The following is an 18,698-nucleotide window of genomic DNA, read 5'->3' on the forward strand; positions in this document are numbered from 1 at the left end:
AGGGTTAAGACACTATTAGGGGGGATAACATGTTAGACCGAATAGAAGTCTATCCTTACCAGCGCATAAAGGAACCTGCGTCGTGGACAGATCGCCTGGCGAGAAAAAGGAAAAAAAAGAAGCGGGCGACTTTTTACCGCTTGCCGGAGTGGAGCCTGCCCGCAAGGGGTGATTTCTTAAAGGAGCTAAACTGGGTAGAGATGGTAAGCCGGTTTTTTACCAGAGGTAATTTACTTCTGGCAACCGGCGCTTTCCTCATGGCCCGTGCTTTTATTTTAGGAGAAATACTTCCTTTTCTTTTTGCCTTTGCTGCTGTTTTCAGCCGCTATCGCAAGGAAAAAGCGATAATAATCGGCCTTTGCGGGTCGCTGGGGCTTATAAGTGTCCTGGACGGCACCTTTTTAGGGGCTAATATTCTGGCTCTTTTACTTCTTGTGGGCATAATAAATTATATTAATATACCGGAAGATAAAGCCTGGTGGGCTTTGCCTTCCCTGACCGTGGCCATACTTATGGTCATAAAAAGTGTCCTCAATATAGCAGGAGGTTTTTCCTTCTATCAGGAAATGGTAATTATTTTTGAGGCGATTATAGCCGGCATTCTGGTATTTGTCTTTATGGTGGCTGATGATGCCTGGCGGCGCCAAAAAGAGCTTGCCTCTTTTACCTTTGAAGATATATGCGCATTTTTAGTCTTGGGCATAGGTGTAGTTATAGGGTTGGAAGAGGTAACGGTAGGGGGACTCAGCATAGCTGCTGTAATCTGCCGCGTAGGCATTCTGCTGGCTGCTCTTTTATGGGGAAGTGGAGCAGCCACTATGGTAGGAGTGATGACGGGAATAATTCCTTCTATAGCTTCCAGCGTTTTTGCTCCTACCCTGGGAATGTATGCTGTGTCGGGGCTTTTAGCCGGTCTTTTTAGAAGCTTTGGGCGGCTGGGGATAATAATAGGTTTCATGCTGGGAACCTTGGCCCTTTCTATGTTTATACCGGAAACTGAAGCTGCCGTTTTGGGATTGTGGGAAACAGGGATAGCCTGCCTTATTTTCTTTATGCTGCCGTCTTCCCTTAAAGAAAAACTGCCGGTACGAAGCCTGGGTAGCCTGGCGGTTGCTTTAAAGCCCAGGGAAGCAGAAATGGTCGATATAGCAATAAAGGAAGAAACTAAAAAGAAGATAGAGGAATTAGCGGCAGTATTCGAAGAACTGAGCAGCAGTTTCCAGGTGGAAAATAGCTTTAGAACCCACAGTAATCCCCAGGCTTATCTGGAATATCTGTACGGAGAGGTGGCTAATAATTTTTGCCGTAGCTGTTCAAGATATGACAGCTGCTGGGGGAAAAATTCTTATTCGGTTTCCGGAGACCTTCTGGATATTTTTGCTTCTGTGGAAATCAATGGCAGCATCACCTATGAAGAATGTCCGCTGGAATTCAGGCGCCGCTGTATTTATGGGCGGGAAATGGTTACTACCATAAATTATCTTTTTGATATCCTGCGCCTGAATGAATACTGGCTGGAAAAAGTGGAGCAAACCCAGGAAATAGTTGCGGTGCAGCTTAAGGAAGTAGGCAACATCATAAGGAAAATGGCCGGGGAATTAGAAATAAAAACGAGCGTAGATTTAGAGCTGAAAAGATCCCTGCAGAAAGAGAGCAAAAAACTGGGGCTTCCTATTGCCGACATAACCCCGATCAAGATAGGGGAGAATAAACCTAAGCTGAGGGTAGTGGCTGATGCCTGTCCTGATGGCAAGGGGTGTGAAAACAACCTATCCACAGCGCTTTCCTCTCTTATAGGGGAAAAGATGGAGGTGGCCTCTAAAAAGTGTCCGAAAATAATGGGCAAAGGAAGGTGTGAGTTTGTTCTTGTTCCAGGTTTTACCTATAAAATAAATACGGGAACCGCCCAGATAGGAAAAGAGGAGGTATGTGGGGATACTTTTATCCTGGCTAAGCTGGATGAAGGAAGGGAAGTCATTATTTTAAGTGATGGCATGGGAGTAGGGGAAAGGGCTTATGCTGAAAGCCAGGCAGCAGTAAGCCTTTTAAAGAGCCTGATGGCCAATGGCTTCAGCCAGGAAGCCTCTCTAAAAATTGTTAACTCTGTACTTCTTACCCGCTCTCGTCATGACTCGTTTGCTACCTTGGATATAGCCGTGGTAGATCTTTACAATGCCCAGGCCGATTTTATAAAAACGGGAAGTGCCCCTACTTTTATCAAGCGTGGGCCCCGGGTAGAGGTGATTGAGGCTGATACTTTGCCGGTAGGTATAATTGAAGATATAGAGGTGGGAAAAAGTCAAATTGCTTTACACCCTTATGATATGATTGTTATGGTAAGTGATGGGATTCTGGAGGCTTCAGGGAGCATGCTGGAAGGGGAAAGATGGCTTAAGGAATTCTTGTCCCGGATAACGGATAAAGACCCGCAAAAGATAGCCGAAGCCGTATTAAATCAGGCCCTGACTATTTGTGAGGGCAAGCCCCGGGATGATATGACGGTTATTTGTGCTTATGTGGATCTCAATTTTGCCTAACCCGAGGGGAGGATATATTCTGGTCGGCCGGCTCTTGCCGGCTATTTTTTCTGGTACATTTCTCGTTTGCTTATCCCGGGGAGATATTTACCTCTCTCCTTAAAAATTTTACTTTTTATGGTACAATAAAAGAGAAAATAGTTTCTAAAGCCTATTTCTTAAGGAAAGGAACCTTATCCTTATGGATATACGCAACCTAGATGACAAATACTTCAAAGAAGTAATAGAAAACCCAAAGCTCGCAGCTAGCCTTATGGAGATTATACTGCCTAAAGAAATCAGAGAGATAATCGACTTAGAAAACTTAAAGCTGGAAAAAGACAGCTTCATAAGCGGGGAGCTAAAAGAGGCTTATTCTGACCTGCTCTTTAGGGCAGGATTAAGAGGAGGAGAAGAGGTATATATTTACCTCTTGATCGAACACAAAAGCTATCCGGACCGGTATACTATTTTGCAACTGTTAAAATACATGGTAAACATCTGGGAAAGAGAACTGAACAAGGAGAACAAAAAAGAATTAACCCCGATAATTCCGGTTATATTTTATCATGGGGAAAAGAGATGGGAGATGGTAAAGAGCTTAGCTGATATAACCCGGGGGATAAAAGAATATCCGGAGCTTAAAGAATACCTGCCTCTGTTCAAACACATCTTCTATGAACTGGGAGAAATAGAAGAGATAGAAGAGGTAGAAAACCCGGGGTTAAAAGTATTTCTTTTAAGCCTTTTGCTGGCGCGGGGATTTAAAAATCCAAAACTGCTTTTAAAGATGCTTCTTCGTTATCTGGACAATATACCCGGGGATTATGAGTATTTATTTTTTGCGACAACTATATATGTATTTAATAAAATAGATATAGATTTGGAGGAACTGATGGAATACACAAGAGAATTAAGGTTTGAGAGGAGGGAAGATCTCATGACCTTGGCAGAGAGATTGAGGAGAGAAGGAATGGAAAAAGGGAGAAAAGAGGGAAGAGAAGAAGGAAGAAAAGAGGGAAGAGAAGAGGGAAGAAAAGAAGCGGCAATAAATGCTTTACAAAAAGGGTTGGACATAGAAATAATAGCAGAGATTACCGGGCTTTCGGTGGAAAAGATAGAGGAGTTAAAGAAAAAGCTGAATTAAAAAGTACAGGGGGACGGCTTAAAGGCTAAACAGCACAAAAGAACCGTCCCCAGATGGGGAAGATGAACTATGCTGTCCAAAATAGAAAATTTTATCAGACAGGAGAAAATGATTTTGCCGGGAGAAAAGGTTATCCTGGCTCTTTCCGGAGGGCCTGATTCGATGGCTCTCCTTTCTGTACTCAGAGAGCTTGCGGATAAAATAGGGTTTATGATTATAGCTGCCCATTTAAATCATGGATTAAGAGAAGAAGCAGATGAAGAGGCGCGTTTTGTGGAAGATTACTGCCGCCTTCAGGGCATACCGTGTTATGTGAAGAAGGAGGATATTAAAGAGATAGCGGCAAGGAGAAAAAAGAGCCTGGAAGAAGCGGGAAGAGAAGAGAGGTACCGTTTTTTCCGGGAGTTAAAAAAGGAGCTTTCGGCTCACCGTATAGCTACTGCTCACCATAAGGATGATCTGGCGGAAACGGTTCTTCATCATATTATAAGGGGAACCGGAATAAAAGGCTTACGGGGGATTATGCCGGTAAATGGCGATCTGATAAGGCCGCTTTTAGCAGTTACGCGAAGGGAAATTGAAGCCTATCTGGAACAAAAAGGGATACCTTACTGTATAGACCAGAGCAATTATGAGCCGGTTTATCTGCGCAACCGCATAAGGCATGAGCTTATCCCTTATTTAAGGGAAGAGTTTAATCCCCGCCTGGTAGAGGCTTTATGCCAGCTGGCCTATATAGCCCGGATAGAAAACGAAGTTCTGGAAGAAGAAGCTTCTAAATACTGGCAGGAGGCTTTGCGCCTCAAGGAGGAGGGCAAAATAGTGCTGGATGTTCCTCTTTTATCTCGCCTGCATCCTGCCTATCAGCACCGGATTATAATCCAGGCTTTAAAGGAGATAAGAGGAGGAGAAGAAGGGGATATCAGCTTAAAAGAGGTTATGGAGGTAGCCGGTTTGCTTGGCAAAACAGGATCTTCCCGGGTTCTTCATCTTAGCGGAGGGGTGAAGGTCAATAAAGCTTATCAGGAGCTGATTATAAGCCGAAAAAGGGAAGAGGTAGAACCTTACTGCTATCAGGTGGAAATCCCCGGGGAGATTTATGTGCCTGAGCAGGATGCGTTTTATGTTTTTAGCGTTACCGATATAGACAAACTCGATAAAAACGGTGTTATAGCCTATCTGGACTATGAGCGGCTTCGTTTTCCGCTTTTTATCCGCAGCCGCCGTCCGGGAGATATTTTTCGGCCTCGGGGGCTTAAAGGGAGCAAAAAGGTTAAAGACTTCTTTATTGATGAAAAAATACCCCTTCATGAGCGGGATAAAATTCCCCTCCTGGCTGCGGAAGATAAAATTTATGCTATACTAGGTATTAGGGTGGCTGAGGAAGCGGCGGTAAATAATGCTACCCAGAAAGTGCTAGTTATAAAAAAACGCGGAAAATGAGAAGAATAGTTAATAAAGTAAAAAAAATTGCAAAGCATAAGCGGTTGTGCTAAAATATGACGGAAATTTCTATTATTTTTAAAGGGGAGGAAATGTTTTGGATAAAGCCCTCAAGAATATAGCAATATATGTGCTTATAGTTTTGCTGGCCCTTTTTGCCATGAAAATGTATCCGGCACCAGAGCAGCAGGCGAAAGAGTTTACCGAAGTAGAATTTATAAAACTGGTGCAGGAAGAAAAGGTAGCTAAAGTTAAAATCCAGATAGATGATAATATATACAAGATTTCCGGAAATTTAAAAGATGGCACCAAGTTTACGGCTACCGCTTCCAAAGAGAGCGGCATTATCCCCCTTCTTCTGGAAAAGAAGGTGGATTATGATAGTGAAAAAGTGCCGCCACCTCCTTGGTACATGTCGCTTTTGGGGACCTTGCTCCCTATCATAATATTGATAGGTTTTCTCATCTTTATCATGAATCAAACCCAGGGTGGAGGCGGCCGGGTTATGCAGTTTGGACGCAGCCGGGCCCGCATGCTTACCGGGGAAGAAGTGAAGGTTAAATTTGATGATGTGGCCGGTGCAGATGAGGCCAAAGAGGAACTCAAGGAAGTAGTGGAATTTCTCAAGAACCCGCAGAAATTTACCCGTATGGGGGCGAAAATACCCAAAGGGGTATTGCTGTTCGGAGCTCCGGGAACGGGAAAAACCTTGATGGCCAAAGCGGTAGCTGGAGAAGCAGGGGTTCCTTTCTTCTCTATAAGCGGCTCGGACTTTGTGGAAATGTTTGTCGGGGTAGGAGCTGCCCGGGTAAGAGACCTTTTTGAACAGGCCAAAAAGAATGCTCCCTGCATAGTTTTTATCGATGAAATAGATGCAGTAGGGCGGCAGAGAGGAGCAGGTCTAGGCGGAGGACATGATGAAAGGGAACAGACCTTAAACCAGCTCCTGGTAGAGATGGATGGCTTCAGCACCAATGAAGGGATAATCGTGATGGCAGCAACCAACCGCCCGGATATTCTGGACCGGGCTCTGTTAAGGCCGGGAAGGTTTGACCGCCATATCCTCATTGACCGGCCGGATGTAAAAGCCAGAGAAGCTATATTAAAAGTGCATGTTCGCAACAAACCTCTGGCCGAAGATGTCAACCTGGAAGTTTTGGCCAAGCGGACTCCGGGATTTACCGGGGCAGATCTGGCTAATATGGTGAACGAGGCTGCCCTGCTGGCTGCCCGCAACAACAAGGACAAAATAGGCATGGAGGAACTGGAAGAGGCTATTGAGCGGGTAATTGCCGGGCCGGAAAAGAAAAGCCGGGTAATTTCGGAGAAAGAGAAGAAACTGGTAGCCTATCATGAAGCAGGACATGCTCTGGTAAGCTATTTCCTGCCTAATACCGATAAATTGCACAAAATATCCATAATCCCGCGGGGCAGGGCCGGGGGCTATACCCTTCTTTTGCCTGAGGAAGACCGCAATTATATTACTAAATCATATCTGCTGGATGAAGTGGCTACCCTGCTGGGAGGCAGAGTGGCGGAACAGCTCGTTTTGGAGGATATAAGCACCGGGGCCCAGAATGACCTGGAGAGGGCCAGCAGTATAGTGCGCAAGATGATTACCGAGTATGGTATGTCAGAAGAGTTAGGCCCCTTAACCTTTGGCCAGAAAAGTGAAGAAGTTTTCCTGGGCCGCGATATATATCAACACCGCAATTATTCTGATGCTATTGCCTATGCTATTGACAAGGAAGCCAGTGCCATAATGGAAAGCTGTTATAAGAAAGCAGAAAATATTTTAAAAGAGCATATAGACAAACTGCATAAGGTGGCAGCCCGCTTGATGGAAGTAGAGACTATGGAAGCAGAAGAATTTGAAAAGATTATGCGGGGCGAAGATGAAGAAGGGAAGGAAGAAGAAAAAGAGGGAGAAAAAGGGGAAGAATAAGGATTTTAACGCTGGCCGGTTGTAGAGATATAAAAAAGATACGAGGTCGGCGTTATCTGCTATAAATAAAAAAGGAGGAGTAAATAGAGCCATGGAGAGAACCTTTATCATGGTAAAACCAGACGGAGTACAGAGGGGTTTAATCGGAGAGCTGATCTCCCGTATTGAGAAAAAAGGATTTAAGATTGCCGCTCTCAAGATGCTTAAGATCGATGAAGAGCTGGCTAAAAAACACTATGCTGAACATATAGAAAAACCCTTTTTCCCTGAACTGTTAGCTTTTATAACTTCCGGACCGGTAGTGGCCATGGTAGTGGAAGGAGATGGGGTAATAGCCGGGATGCGTAAACTAATGGGCAAGACTAACCCTAAAGAAGCGGAGATAGGAACTATAAGGGGAGATTTCGGCATTACTACCTCGCAGAACCTTATTCATGGTTCAGATTCTCCCGAAGCTGCAAAGCGGGAAATAAGCCTGTTTTTCAAAGAGGAAGAAATCATAGATTATACCAGGGATTTAGACAAATGGATTTTTTAAAAAGAGCAGCCGGGCTTTAGCCCGGCTGCTGGTTAAATAGAAGCGTATTTTATAAAGGAAAAAAATAAAAAATAGTTCTGGGAAGGATTTTTGCCCAAGTGGTTTAATATAATATAATACCCTTTTTCAAGGGGTTAAAAATTTTATTACGGGGTGGATATATTGAGGCGTATAGAATTATTGCTTAATGATCCCATATTCAACAAGCACATGCAGCGCAATGCCGAATTAGAGATAGAACCGCAATTTTGCCGGCATGATATTCATCACCATATTGATGTGGCCAGGATAGCTTATATACTGGTTCTGGAACATAATGACCTTAATTATTTTGTAAAAGAAGCCGACCTTACCGGGAGACTGGCGGCCAAAGAGGTAATATATGCGGCCGGGCTCCTGCATGATATAGCCAAGTGGAAGGAATATGAAGCCGGGGCCGAACATGCAGCTATCGGAGCCCGCATAGCCAGGGAAATACTGCCCCGGGTTTTCTTTAATCCGCATGAAGTAGATATAATATGCCAGGCGGTATATGAACACCGCAATATAAGCCGGGACATGAGTTTCCTGGGAGAAAGGATCCATCGGGCCGACAACCTTTCCCGGGTATGTATAAAATGCGAACACCGTATGGCCTGTCCGAAAGTAAAGAATAAAGAGATTACGATTACTGCTTTTGAGTATTGATAAGCGGTCAAAAATAGAGTAAAGGAGTAATAGATTTGCAGGGACATCGTGCTGTATTGATAAAAGATCGTGAAGAAGCCAGAAGATTTATGGAAGAAATCGGGGTGGATCAGGCAGGATATGCCTACATGGAGCCCAAGGCAGTTTTTCGCTGTATAAAGCTTAAGGATATTCCCTGCCGTGCGGCCAACATCATCAAACAGGAGATGCTTTCCAAAGGCGGCGAAGCGGCAGTAAAAAGGGATGCCCTTTCTTCTGTAGGGCATACAGATGTGCTGCTTATGGGGACCCTGAAACACTACCGGCTGCTCATAAAAAAGCTTAAAGTGCAGCCTTTTGGCCTCAAACAGCTGGCCGGGGAAATCGAGGCTATTCTGGAAGGAGTAGATAAAAAGAGCTTTACGATTGAACTTCATGGGGGTAAAACCCTGGAGCTGGGAAACCGTACCCTCATAATGGGAATACTTAATGTAACTCCGGATTCTTTCTCCGATGGAGGAAGATATAGCGATCCGGCCAGGGCGGTAGAAAGGGCTCTGGAGATGAAAGAAGAAGGGGCAGACATTATAGATATAGGAGGGGCATCTTCCCGGCCTAATGCGACGATCGCTTCGGAAGAAGAAGAGATGGAACGGGTATTGCCGGTTTTAAAAGAGCTGGTCAAGGAAGACCTTATCATATCTGTAGATACCTTCCGGGGCAGGGTGGCTAAAGCCTGTCTTGATCTGGGAGCCCATATTATAAATGATATCGGGAGATTTCAAATGGATCCCACACTGCTTCCGGTTTTAGCCGAGTACAATGCTCCAGCCATCATCATGCACAACCGGATGCAGATGAAAAGCGGCGAACCTTATGAAGATTTAATTTCCGATATAATTGTGGAGCTTAAAGAATCGATAAAACAGGCGGAAGATATGGGCTTAAAAAAGGAAAAGCTGATAATAGATCCCGGCATAGGCTTTGGCAAAACCGTAGAACAGAACCGGCTTATCGTAAAAAGGCTCTGGGAGTTCAAAAGCCTGGGACGTCCGATCCTTTTAGGCGCTTCCCGCAAATCTTTCATCGGTCATACCCTTAATCTGGAAGTGGGTGAGCGGCTGGAAGGAAGCCTGGCGGTAGCCGCTATCGGCATTATGAATGGAGCCGACATCCTGCGCGTGCATGATGTAAAAGAGACGAAGCGGGTGGCCATGATGACAGATGCGGTGGTGCGGGAGAATGGATAGAATAATCGCCAAAGGGTTAACCTTTACTGCCTGTCATGGGGTTTTTCCCGAGGAAAAGGTTAACCCCCAGACCTTTAAGGTAGACCTGGTAATGTACAAGGATCTAGAGCCGGCCGGGCGGGAAGATGATTTAAGCCGAACGGTAAGCTATGCCCAGGTTTATGAAGTGGTAAAAGAGCTGGTAGAAGGCAAGTCTTTTAATTTGATTGAGGCTTTGGCCCAGAATATAGCCGATAAGCTGCTTAGAGATTTCCCCCTGGAGGCGGTAGAGGTTACGGTTTATAAGCCGGAGGCTCCGGTTCCGGGCCGTTTCGATTATTTTGCTGTCCAGATATATCGGCAAAAAGACTAAAATTTTCGAAAAAAATATGTGAAGGAAGAATATTTTTTATTAAAATAAATCTATATGCTAAATCAAAGGAAGCGTTTATAATATGAAAAAAAGGGTTTTATTAGGCATAGGAAGCAATCTGGGAGATAAGAAGGCTAATCTGGAAACAGCGATCAGGGAAATAGGGGATATAAAAGGGGTTGAGATTACAGGGATTTCTTCCTTTTATATAACTCCCCCCTGGGGTAGGGAAGACCAGGATGAGTTTTTAAACGGGGTAGTAGAAATAGAGACTGATATGCCTCCACTTGAACTTTTGCACAGGTTGCAGGCAGTAGAAATCAACATGGGCCGGGAACGTAAGGAGAAGTGGGGCCCGCGCAACATAGATATTGACATTCTCCTCTATGGAGAGGAAGTGATGGATCTGGAGGAACTCAAGGTTCCTCACCCCTACATGCGTGAGAGGTTGTTTGTCCTTGTGCCCCTGGCGGAGATAAGGCCGGATTTAGTCTTTCCGGATGATGGGGCTCATATTGGGGAGGTGTTGGCTAAAGCATTAAGGAACGGAAAAGAGAATATAAGAAAACTGGATAATTCTCCCGCCAGCGCGCATTAAAAAGGTATTCCGCTTGTATTTTAAAGAAACAAGACGGTGATGAGGTGCAAGACAGGCTCTGTTCCTGTCTTGAAATCAGGGGGGGTAATTTATGCGTAAGACGATCGGCATTATTGGAGCGGGAGTAGTAGGGACAGCTGTAGGTGTAGTCTTGAGCCAGCAGGGCTATGAGGTTACAGGCGTTTATGATATCAGGCCTGAAGCTACATGGCAGCTGGTAGAGAGGACGGCCTGCATAGCCCTAACTTCGCCCGAGGAAGTATCCAGGCTTGCGGACCTGCTTTTTATCACTACCTCGGATTCGGCGATAAAAGGGGTAGTAGACCGTTTAGCTGATAACCGGGCTTTCTATGAAGAACAGATTGTGATTCACATGAGCGGGGCACAATCTTCGGAAATCCTGGATCGGGCTAAACCTTTTGGGGCGCGGGTTTTATCTATTCATCCTATTCAGTCTTTTGCCAATCCTGACCGGGCGATCGAGATTTTACCCGGTTCGGTTTTCAGTATCGAGGGCGACAAGGATGCTTATGATGTAGCAGTCAATATTGTCGAAGCCCTGGATGGGGAATATTTTTTCATAAGCCGGGAAGCTAAGCCTCTCTACCACGCAGGAGCCTGTGTGGTGTCCAATTATCTGGTTACTCTGGTTGATTTTGGGGTAAAGCTGCTGGAAACTACCGGAATACCTAAAAACATGGCGGTTAAAGCCTTGATGCCGCTTATAAATGGAACTATACACAATATCGAAAAAATAGGCATACCCAAAGCGCTTACCGGGCCTATTGCCCGGGGAGATGTTTCTACTATTTTAAGACATCTGAGCTGTATGGAAAAGGCTTTGCCTCCTGACCTTATGAAACTTTACAGCTGGCTGGGCCTGTTTACGGCGGAAATCGCCCTGGAAAAGGGGAGTATCGATGAAAAGATCCTCCGGGAATTCCAGAAATTATTCACCCAAGAACTTATGCGCGCAGTATCGACCGGATAGGGTTATGCTGCCTTAAACCGGGACAGCATGGGAAAAGGAGCGGATAAGTATGGCAAGAGTAACGACAGCCACTTTAAAGGCCAGAAAAGCCAGCGGGGAAAAGATAACTATGCTTACCGCCTATGATTATGCTACGGCGGCTTTAGTCGATGAAGCCGGTATTGATATGATCCTGGTAGGCGATTCGCTGGGAATGGTAGTTTTGGGGTATGAAAACACCCTGGCGGTTACCATGGAAGATATGCTCCATCATACCCGGGCAGTTACCCGGGCGGTAAAAAATGCCCTGGTAGTAGGGGATATGCCTTTTCTTTCCTATCACATTTCCCGGGAAGAAGCGGTGCGCAATGCCGGGCGCTTTATTCAGGAAGGGGGAGCCCAGGCGGTCAAACTGGAGGGAGGCCGGGAAAGGGTAGATACGATAAAGGCTATCCTGGATGCGCAGATTCCGGTAATGGGGCATATAGGGCTTACTCCCCAGTCGGTTAACCAGCTGGGCGGGTTTAAGGTGCAGGGCAAAGACCTGGAAACAGCCCGCAAATTGATTGCTGATGCCAAAGCTTTGGAAGAAGCCGGAGTATTTTCGATTGTCCTGGAGTGTGTTCCTACTCCTCTGGCTAAGAAGATAACCGAGGAAGTAGGGGTGCCTACCATAGGCATAGGAGCTGGACCTTATTGTGACGGACAGGTTCTGGTTATAAATGACATGCTGGGCATGTTTAAAGGGCATATACCGAAATTTGTAAAAAGATATGCTAATCTGGAACCGATAATAAAAGAAGCTCTGACGGCTTATAAAAGAGAAGTAGAAGCGGGAGTTTTTCCCGGAGAAGAGCATAGTTTTAACATGCAGGATGAGGTTTTAGAAAAACTATACTAATATAGATGGGGAAAAGGTATGAGAGTAATCGAGAGAGCAAGCGAAATGCAGACCCTGGTTTTAAACTACAAAAAAGAAGGCAAAATAATCGGACTGGTTCCTACTATGGGCTATCTTCATGCCGGGCACATGGCTCTGGTAAAAAAAGCCAGAGCCATGTGTGACCTGGTTATTGTCAGCATTTTTGTAAACCCTATTCAGTTTGGACAGGGTGAGGATTTTGACATCTATCCCCGGGATCTGGAGCGGGATTTAAAGCTGTTAATTGACGAAGAGGTGGATTTTGTCTTTCATCCGGCAGTAGGAGAGATGTATCCCCCGGGATACAGCACCTATGTAGAAGTGGAAGGGGAAATAACTTCTAAAATGTGCGGAGCGTCCCGCCCCGGCCATTTCAGGGGAGTAACTACGGTGGTGAGCAAGCTTTTCCATATCTGCCTTCCTGACTATGCTTTTTTCGGGCAGAAAGATGCCCAGCAGGTGACTATTATTGAAAAAATGGTGCGGGAGCTCAATTTCCCGGTTAAGATAGTAAGGGTGCCTATTGTGCGCGAAGAAGACGGACTGGCCATGAGTTCGCGCAATGTTTACCTTAACCCGCAGGAACGGGAAGATGCCCTGGTGCTTTACCGGGCGCTTAAACATGCGGAAAAGCTCATAGCTGAAGGGGAGAGGGATGTCGATTTCGTAAAACAGGAGATGGAAAAAGTTATAAAGATGGTTCCTTATGCGGTAATAGATTATATAGAGATCGTAAGGGCTGAGGATTTAGGGGCGCTTGATAAGATCGAAGGCCAGGTTTTGCTGGCTCTGGCCGTGAAGATCGGCAAGACCAGGCTTATTGACAACCTGTTGGTGGAGGTGTAGGTAGAAATGTATCGCTATATGCTGAAATCTAAAATTCATCGGGCGGTAGTAACTGATGCTGACCTCAACTATGTGGGCAGCATAACTATAGACCCGGTTTTGATGGAGGCAGCTGATATATTGCCTAATGAAAAAGTGGCGGTAGTAAATAATAATAATGGGGCCCGTTTTGAAACTTATGTTATCGAAGGAGAACGGGGATCAGGCACCATATGCCTTAATGGAGCAGCAGCGCGGCTGGTGCAAAAAGGGGATATAATAATCATCCTTACCTATGCCGTAGTTGATGACAGGGAATGTCGCGACTACAAGCCTAAACTGGTATATGTGAATGAAAAGAACCAGATTGAAAAGATTTGTCTGGGAAGCTATGAATAGGAGGAGTTAAATGTCAGGTGATCTTACAAGCTATATAGCTGCGCGGAAAAAGGAACTCAATGCGCTTATCCTCGCTCACTATTACCAGCTTCCAGAAATCCAGGATTGTGCCGATTTTGTAGGAGATTCCCTGCAGCTGGCCCGCAGAGCGAAAGAAGCCGAAGAGGAGATCATAGTATGCTGCGGGGTTCATTTTATGGCGGAAAGTGCCAAGATCTTAAATCCCGATAAAACGGTGCTTATTCCCGAAGTTAAAGCCGGATGTCCCATGGCCGATATGGTAACCCCGGAGAAGCTGAGGGAGAAAAAAGCGTTATATGGAGAACCGGTGGTAGTATGTTATGTGAATTCATCAGCAGCGGTAAAGGCGGAAAGCGATATCTGCTGCACATCTTCCAATGCGCTGGAAGTGGTAAGATCAATACCGGAAGGGCGGGACATCCTGTTTGTTCCTGACTGTAATCTGGGAGCCTTTGTGGCGCAAAAGACGGGAAGAGAGCTTATCCTGTGGGAAGGGTACTGTCCGGTGCACCATGTGCTGACCTGGAAAGAGGTAGAAGAGCAGAAAAAGCTTCATCCCGAGGCGGAAGTGGTAGTACATCCGGAGTGTCCTGTAGAAGTTACGGAAAAGGCGGATGCCGTCCGTTCTACAGCCGGCATATTAAAATATGTGCAGGAAAGCCCGAAAAAGGAATTCATAATCGGTACCGAAGCAGGTTTTCTCTACACCTTACACCGGCACTGCCCGGATAAGAAATTCTATTTAGCCCGTCCGGAATTCACCTGTGCCGATATGAAGCTTATAACCCTGGAGAAGCTGGCTTTGGCCCTGGAAAAGCTGCAGTATGAAGTGGTGGTGCCGGAAGATATAAGGGAAAAGGCGTATCAGGCCCTAGAGAAAATGATTGCGATAGGATAAAAGGTGGGTTATGGATATATCAAGATATATAGGCAGGCTAGATAAAAACACGCCGGTTATAAAGACGGATTTTCTGGTGATCGGCGGAGGCATAGCTGGTCTTTTTACGGCTCTGAAAGCTTCCCGTTACGGGAAAGTTACGGTACTGGTAAAGACGAGCCTGGACGAATCTAATACCGGTCTGGCCCAGGGGGGAATTGCAGCTGCGGTGCATGAAGAAGATTCCCCTTTTTTGCATTTGGAAGACACCCTGCAGGCAGGAGCCGGTTTGTGCAATATTGAAGCGGTAGATGTGCTGGTCAGGGAAGGGCCTTTGCGGGTAAGAGAGCTGATAGAGATGGGGGCCACCTTTGACATGAAAGATGGCAGCATCTCCCTGACCCGGGAAGGGGCCCACAGCAAGCCCCGCATCCTGCATGCGGCTGATGCTACCGGTGAAGCTATACGCCGGGCCCTGGTGAAAAAATGCGAGGAAAATGCCGATATAGAGGTGAGGGAACATGTTTTCCTCATCGATATCCTGGCTGATATCCATAAAAAAGAGGCTTATGGCGCTCTGGTACATGATATTAAGGCGGGAGAAGACCTCATCTATGCGGCCAGGGCTGTAATCATAGCTACGGGAGGGGCCGGCCAGCTTTACAAATATACTACCAATCCCCGGGTGGCGACTGGAGATGGCATGGCGGCTGCTTTCCGGGCAGGATGCAGCCTGTCGGATCTGGAATTTATCCAGTTTCATCCTACCGTATTATTCAGCCATGACAATCAGCGTTTCCTCATATCCGAGGCGGTAAGGGGAGAAGGCGGGATCCTTTTTAACCAGAAAGGCGAGGCTTTCATGGAAAAATACCATCCCTTAAAAGACTTAGCTCCCCGGGATGTGGTGGCCAGGGCCATCTGGAATGAAATGATGCAGGAAGGAACGGAATATGTATATCTTGATATGCGCTTAATTCCCAATGTAAAAGAGCGTTTCCCCAACATCTACCGTACCTTGAGAGAAAAGGGCATTGATCTTACCCGGGAGATGGTGCCGGTTTCCCCAGCGGCCCACTATACTATGGGGGGCATAGTAACTGATACCGAAGGACAGACCGGCATATACGGCCTTTATGCCTGTGGCGAGACTGCCTGTACAGGAGTCCATGGTGCCAACCGGCTGGCCAGCAATTCCCTTCTGGAAGGCATTGTTTTTGGCCAGAGGATAGTGGACCATGTGGAAGAAGTTATGTACCGCCGGCAGGTATATATAGAGGAAATAATCGAAAGCTTTCAGGAAGGGCAGGTTTTTAAACCGGCCCCCAAAGGGATAGAGCCCTGTAAGGCGAGGAAGATCTTGCAGGAGGTCATGTGGGAAAAAGTAGGGATAATAAGGGATGAAAAAGGCCTGAAAGAAGCCCATCGCCAGGTGAATGAACTGTATAACCGGCTAACGCGGGGAGATAATATCATCGAATACTATGAAGTAGTCAACATGCTGACTGTTGCCCACATAGTGATACTGGCTTCCCTGTGGCGCAAAGAAAGCCGGGGAGGACATTACCGCAGCGATTATCCCGAGCGGGACAATGTAAAGTGGCTAAAACATACCAGCTTTATAAACTGCTGAAAGTGGGAGGAATTGTATTGGAAAACTTGTGGCTGGAAGACCTGATAAGGCGAGCTTTACAGGAAGATATAGGCCATGGGGATATAACCACCGAAAACCTGATCCCCCCTGAACACCAGTCCTGTGGAGAATTTATCGCCAAAGCCGAAGGGATACTGGCCGGCATCGAGGTTTGCCGGGCAGTTTTTGCCTATCTGGATAAAAGCATAGCCTTTGAAGCCTTAAAACAGGACGGTGACCAGGTGAGGAAAGGGGAGGTTATTGCCCGGGTGCGCGGAAATACCCGCTGCCTTTTGATGGGAGAAAGGCTGGCTTTAAATTTTTTGCAGAGGATGTCCGGGATAGCCACCAAAACCTGCCGCCTGGCCGAAAAAATCAAGCCTTATCCGGCAGTGCTGGTAGATACGCGTAAAACGACGCCGGGCTTAAGATATCTGGAAAAATATGCGGTGGCCGCAGGTGGGGGACGCAATCACCGCTTCGGCCTTTATGACGGGGTGATGATAAAAGACAACCATATCAAAGCGGCAGGCGGCATCCGCCTGGCAGTAGAAAAGATAAGGGGGAAAATACCTCACACCATCAAGATCGAAGTAGAAGTGGAAAACCTGGAACAGCTAAAAGAGGCTTTAGAGGCAGGAGCCGACATTATCCTTTTGGACAACATGCCGGTTGATATGCTGCAGGAAGCGGTAGCCATGGCTAAAGGCAAAGCCCTGTTAGAAGCCTCCGGAGGCGTAGATGAACACAACATAGAAGAAATCGCTCGCACCGGTGTTGATTTCATATCCTGCGGTGCTTTAACCCACTCTGCTCCCAGCCTGGACATAAGCTTCAACCTCCTGTAATACGGGAGGTTTTTTGTACTTACAGGCATTTATCCCCTTATGCTCTCCTCAGGTGCTGACGATTGTTGCTTGACAGCCAGGCCTATTTTTGTTAACCTATATAAAGCAATTGGTTAACAAAAAGAAGGAGGAGAGAACGATGAGCTTATCGACCAGGGAGCTGGTTTTAGCTTCACTGTTTACAGCTCTAATGTGTGTGGTTACCATCATCGTAAGGGCCTTGCAGCCGGTAGTGGTGATTCCTTTCAGCCTGCAGCCCTTGATTATGCTCCTTGCTGCCTGCCTTTTGCCTCCGCGGGGAGCTTTTTTGAGCATGCTGGCTTATCTTTGCCTTGGGCTTATGGGCATTCCCGTTTTTTCCTCTCCCCCGTATGGAGGGCCGGGATATGTGCTTATGCCCAGCTTTGGGTTTCTTCTCGCTTTTCCGATAGCTGCCTATGTCCAGTCCCGGCTTATAAGAAAGATGAGCCTTCCCTATTTCCTGGGAGCCGGCTTTATAGCAGTAATCATCCTTTATCTTATCGGCCTTCCTTATATGTATCTGATACTCAATTTTTATCTGGGCAAGGCTATGGATGTGATGCAGATCCTCAAAATAGGGTTTTTTCCTTTTATAACCTTTGACCTCTTGAAAATAGTCGTTGCTTCCCTCCTGGCTCTAGAGCTGAGCAGGAGATTAGATTTAAAGAGAGAATTTAATAATACAGAAGCTTGAGATAAAGGGGGACAATAAAATCCCCCTTTAAAACTTTATTCCGGGGAGGGAAGAGGATGCCGTCTATCACTGATGTAAAAGGGATAACTGTCGGTTCGGCGGAAGACCTGGAGGCTTTAACCGGCTGTACTGTTATCCTGACCGGACCGGAAGGAGCCGTATGTGGAGTAGATGTACGGGGGGGAGGGCCGGGAACCAGGGAGACTGATGCCTTATCACCTCTTAACATGGTGGAAAAGGTACATGCGGTAGTCCTGGCGGGAGGCAGTGCCTTTGGCCTGGATGCGGCCTGCGGGGTTATGGACTATCTGGAAGAAAAAGGGATCGGCCATAAGACTACCGCCGGGGTAGTGCCGATTGTTCCGGCAGCGGTGCTCTATGATCTGGGAATAGGCAACCCTAAAGTAAGGCCGAACCGGGAAATGGGATATCGGGCCTGCATGCAGGCGGGAAAAGAGGTAAAAGAGGGCAACTATGGAGCGGGAGCGGGAGCGACAGTCGGCAAGCTGCGCGGGTATAACCATGCTACCAAAGGAGGTTTGGGGACCTTTTCCCTGACCTTGAGCAACGGCTTTACTGTAGGGGCTATTGTCGCGGTAAATGCCTTTGGCGATGTTTGGGATCCCCAAAAGGGCAAAATAGTAGCCGGGGTAAGGGATGACCAGGGGCGGATAATCGGAACCCGCAGGGCTTTTCAGGATATGAGCGGACTTGTTGCCCTGGGGGAAGAAGCTTTTTATACCAACACCACCCTGGCGGTCGTAGCCTGCAACGGCCGTTTTAACAAGAGCCAGCTTACCAAGCTGGCCGGCATGAGCCATAACGGACTGGTTCGGGTTATTAATCCTGTGCACACCTATTGTGATGGCGATACGGTATTTGCTCTGGCTACCGGCGAAATGGAGGCGGATTTAAATATAGCAGGCTACCTGGCCCAGGAGGTGCTGGCCAGGGCGGTATTGAGGGCTGTTTATGCTGCCGAGACGGCTGGCGGGATAAAATGCTGGCGCGATTAAAAAGGCAAGGAGCGAAT

At 46.7% G+C, this 18,698-nt stretch carries 18 protein-coding genes; all 18 read left to right on the top strand.

What is annotated here, in order from left to right; translation table 11 throughout:
* Positions 1 to 29 precede the first annotated feature (29 nt).
* The 18 genes from spoIIE (at position 30) to BUB92_RS01225 (ending at position 18,681) form a co-directional block, all read left to right on the top strand.
* Positions 30 to 2,537, top strand: a complete 2,508-nt coding sequence (gene spoIIE, locus BUB92_RS01140; RefSeq protein WP_073089082.1) for a stage II sporulation protein E — start codon at positions 30 to 32, stop codon at positions 2,535 to 2,537.
* Positions 2,538 to 2,718: 181 nt separating this feature from the next.
* Complete coding sequence (locus BUB92_RS01145) at positions 2,719 to 3,663, top strand: Rpn family recombination-promoting nuclease/putative transposase (protein WP_073089084.1); 945 nt, start codon at positions 2,719 to 2,721, stop codon at positions 3,661 to 3,663.
* Positions 3,664 to 3,732: 69 nt separating this feature from the next.
* A complete protein-coding gene (gene tilS / locus BUB92_RS01150; protein WP_073089085.1) occupies positions 3,733 to 5,106 on the top strand; it encodes a tRNA lysidine(34) synthetase TilS in 1,374 nt (457 codons plus the stop codon).
* 97 nt (positions 5,107 to 5,203) lie between these two features.
* Positions 5,204 to 7,051 (top strand): ATP-dependent zinc metalloprotease FtsH, encoded by a 1,848-nt coding sequence (gene ftsH / locus BUB92_RS01155; RefSeq protein WP_073089086.1) that lies wholly within the window; start codon positions 5,204 to 5,206, stop codon positions 7,049 to 7,051.
* A gap of 91 nt (positions 7,052 to 7,142) precedes the next feature.
* The gene (ndk, locus tag BUB92_RS01160; protein ID WP_073089087.1) at positions 7,143 to 7,589 is read left to right on the top strand and encodes a nucleoside-diphosphate kinase; all 447 of its coding nucleotides are present in this window, start codon (positions 7,143 to 7,145) and stop codon (positions 7,587 to 7,589) included.
* 153 nt (positions 7,590 to 7,742) lie between these two features.
* Positions 7,743 to 8,276 (top strand): HD domain-containing protein, encoded by a 534-nt coding sequence (locus BUB92_RS01165; RefSeq protein ID WP_242938966.1) that lies wholly within the window; start codon positions 7,743 to 7,745, stop codon positions 8,274 to 8,276.
* A gap of 35 nt (positions 8,277 to 8,311) precedes the next feature.
* Positions 8,312 to 9,505, top strand: coding sequence for a dihydropteroate synthase (gene folP, locus BUB92_RS01170; RefSeq protein ID WP_341372063.1), 1,194 nt, complete (start codon positions 8,312 to 8,314; stop codon positions 9,503 to 9,505).
* A complete protein-coding gene (folB, locus tag BUB92_RS01175; RefSeq protein WP_073089089.1) occupies positions 9,498 to 9,857 on the top strand; it encodes a dihydroneopterin aldolase in 360 nt (119 codons plus the stop codon). Before folP ends, folB begins: the two co-directional genes overlap by 8 nt.
* A gap of 82 nt (positions 9,858 to 9,939) precedes the next feature.
* Positions 9,940 to 10,455: a 2-amino-4-hydroxy-6-hydroxymethyldihydropteridine diphosphokinase gene (gene folK / locus BUB92_RS01180; RefSeq protein ID WP_073089090.1), complete on the top strand. Its 516-nt coding sequence runs from the start codon at positions 9,940 to 9,942 to the stop codon at positions 10,453 to 10,455.
* Between the two features lie 91 nt (positions 10,456 to 10,546).
* Positions 10,547 to 11,446, top strand: a complete 900-nt coding sequence (locus BUB92_RS01185) for a Rossmann-like and DUF2520 domain-containing protein (RefSeq protein ID WP_073089092.1) — start codon at positions 10,547 to 10,549, stop codon at positions 11,444 to 11,446.
* Between the two features lie 49 nt (positions 11,447 to 11,495).
* Entirely contained in the window at positions 11,496 to 12,326 is an 831-nt protein-coding gene (gene panB / locus BUB92_RS01190; RefSeq protein ID WP_073089094.1) for a 3-methyl-2-oxobutanoate hydroxymethyltransferase, read from the top strand.
* 18 nt (positions 12,327 to 12,344) lie between these two features.
* Positions 12,345 to 13,193 carry a pantoate--beta-alanine ligase gene (gene panC, locus BUB92_RS01195; protein WP_073089096.1) on the top strand — a complete coding sequence of 283 codons (849 nt, stop codon included), beginning with the start codon at positions 12,345 to 12,347 and terminating at the stop codon, positions 13,191 to 13,193.
* A gap of 6 nt (positions 13,194 to 13,199) precedes the next feature.
* Positions 13,200 to 13,571 (top strand): aspartate 1-decarboxylase, encoded by a 372-nt coding sequence (gene panD, locus BUB92_RS01200; RefSeq protein ID WP_073089098.1) that lies wholly within the window; start codon positions 13,200 to 13,202, stop codon positions 13,569 to 13,571.
* Between the two features lie 10 nt (positions 13,572 to 13,581).
* Positions 13,582 to 14,490: a quinolinate synthase NadA gene (gene nadA / locus BUB92_RS01205; RefSeq protein ID WP_073089100.1), complete on the top strand. Its 909-nt coding sequence runs from the start codon at positions 13,582 to 13,584 to the stop codon at positions 14,488 to 14,490.
* Between the two features lie 10 nt (positions 14,491 to 14,500).
* Positions 14,501 to 16,102: an L-aspartate oxidase gene (gene nadB, locus BUB92_RS01210; protein WP_084728258.1), complete on the top strand. Its 1,602-nt coding sequence runs from the start codon at positions 14,501 to 14,503 to the stop codon at positions 16,100 to 16,102.
* Complete coding sequence (nadC, locus tag BUB92_RS01215) at positions 16,069 to 16,950, top strand: carboxylating nicotinate-nucleotide diphosphorylase (protein ID WP_479725427.1); 882 nt, start codon at positions 16,069 to 16,071, stop codon at positions 16,948 to 16,950. Before nadB ends, nadC begins: the two co-directional genes overlap by 34 nt.
* A 139-nt stretch (positions 16,951 to 17,089) precedes the next feature.
* A complete protein-coding gene (locus BUB92_RS01220; protein ID WP_073089101.1) occupies positions 17,090 to 17,665 on the top strand; it encodes a biotin transporter BioY in 576 nt (191 codons plus the stop codon).
* 56 nt (positions 17,666 to 17,721) lie between these two features.
* Complete coding sequence (locus BUB92_RS01225) at positions 17,722 to 18,681, top strand: P1 family peptidase (protein ID WP_073089103.1); 960 nt, start codon at positions 17,722 to 17,724, stop codon at positions 18,679 to 18,681.
* Positions 18,682 to 18,698: the final 17 nt, after the last annotated feature.

Source organism: Thermosyntropha lipolytica DSM 11003 (assembly GCF_900129805.1).
Taxonomy (GTDB): domain Bacteria; phylum Bacillota; class Syntrophomonadia; order Syntrophomonadales; family Syntrophomonadaceae; genus Thermosyntropha; species Thermosyntropha lipolytica.

Bases quoted from the DNA above. Each gene is read 5' to 3' on its own strand.
- BUB92_RS01225 (WP_073089103.1), top strand. From the start codon at position 17,722: ATGCCGTCTATCACTGATGTAAAAGGGATAACTGTCGGTTCGGCGGAA.
- folK (WP_073089090.1), top strand. From the start codon at position 9,940: ATGAAAAAAAGGGTTTTATTAGGCATAGGAAGCAATCTGGGAGATAAG.
- panC (WP_073089096.1), top strand. From the start codon at position 12,345: ATGAGAGTAATCGAGAGAGCAAGCGAAATGCAGACCCTGGTTTTAAAC.
- panB (WP_073089094.1), top strand. From the start codon at position 11,496: ATGGCAAGAGTAACGACAGCCACTTTAAAGGCCAGAAAAGCCAGCGGG.
- ndk (WP_073089087.1), top strand. From the start codon at position 7,143: ATGGAGAGAACCTTTATCATGGTAAAACCAGACGGAGTACAGAGGGGT.
- BUB92_RS01145 (WP_073089084.1), top strand. From the start codon at position 2,719: ATGGATATACGCAACCTAGATGACAAATACTTCAAAGAAGTAATAGAA.
- nadB (WP_084728258.1), top strand. From the start codon at position 14,501: ATGGATATATCAAGATATATAGGCAGGCTAGATAAAAACACGCCGGTT.
- panD (WP_073089098.1), top strand. From the start codon at position 13,200: ATGTATCGCTATATGCTGAAATCTAAAATTCATCGGGCGGTAGTAACT.
- tilS (WP_073089085.1), top strand. From the start codon at position 3,733: ATGCTGTCCAAAATAGAAAATTTTATCAGACAGGAGAAAATGATTTTG.
- spoIIE (WP_073089082.1), top strand. From the start codon at position 30: ATGTTAGACCGAATAGAAGTCTATCCTTACCAGCGCATAAAGGAACCT.
- BUB92_RS01220 (WP_073089101.1), top strand. From the start codon at position 17,090: ATGAGCTTATCGACCAGGGAGCTGGTTTTAGCTTCACTGTTTACAGCT.
- folB (WP_073089089.1), top strand. From the start codon at position 9,498: ATGGATAGAATAATCGCCAAAGGGTTAACCTTTACTGCCTGTCATGGG.
- nadA (WP_073089100.1), top strand. From the start codon at position 13,582: ATGTCAGGTGATCTTACAAGCTATATAGCTGCGCGGAAAAAGGAACTC.
- BUB92_RS01185 (WP_073089092.1), top strand. From the start codon at position 10,547: ATGCGTAAGACGATCGGCATTATTGGAGCGGGAGTAGTAGGGACAGCT.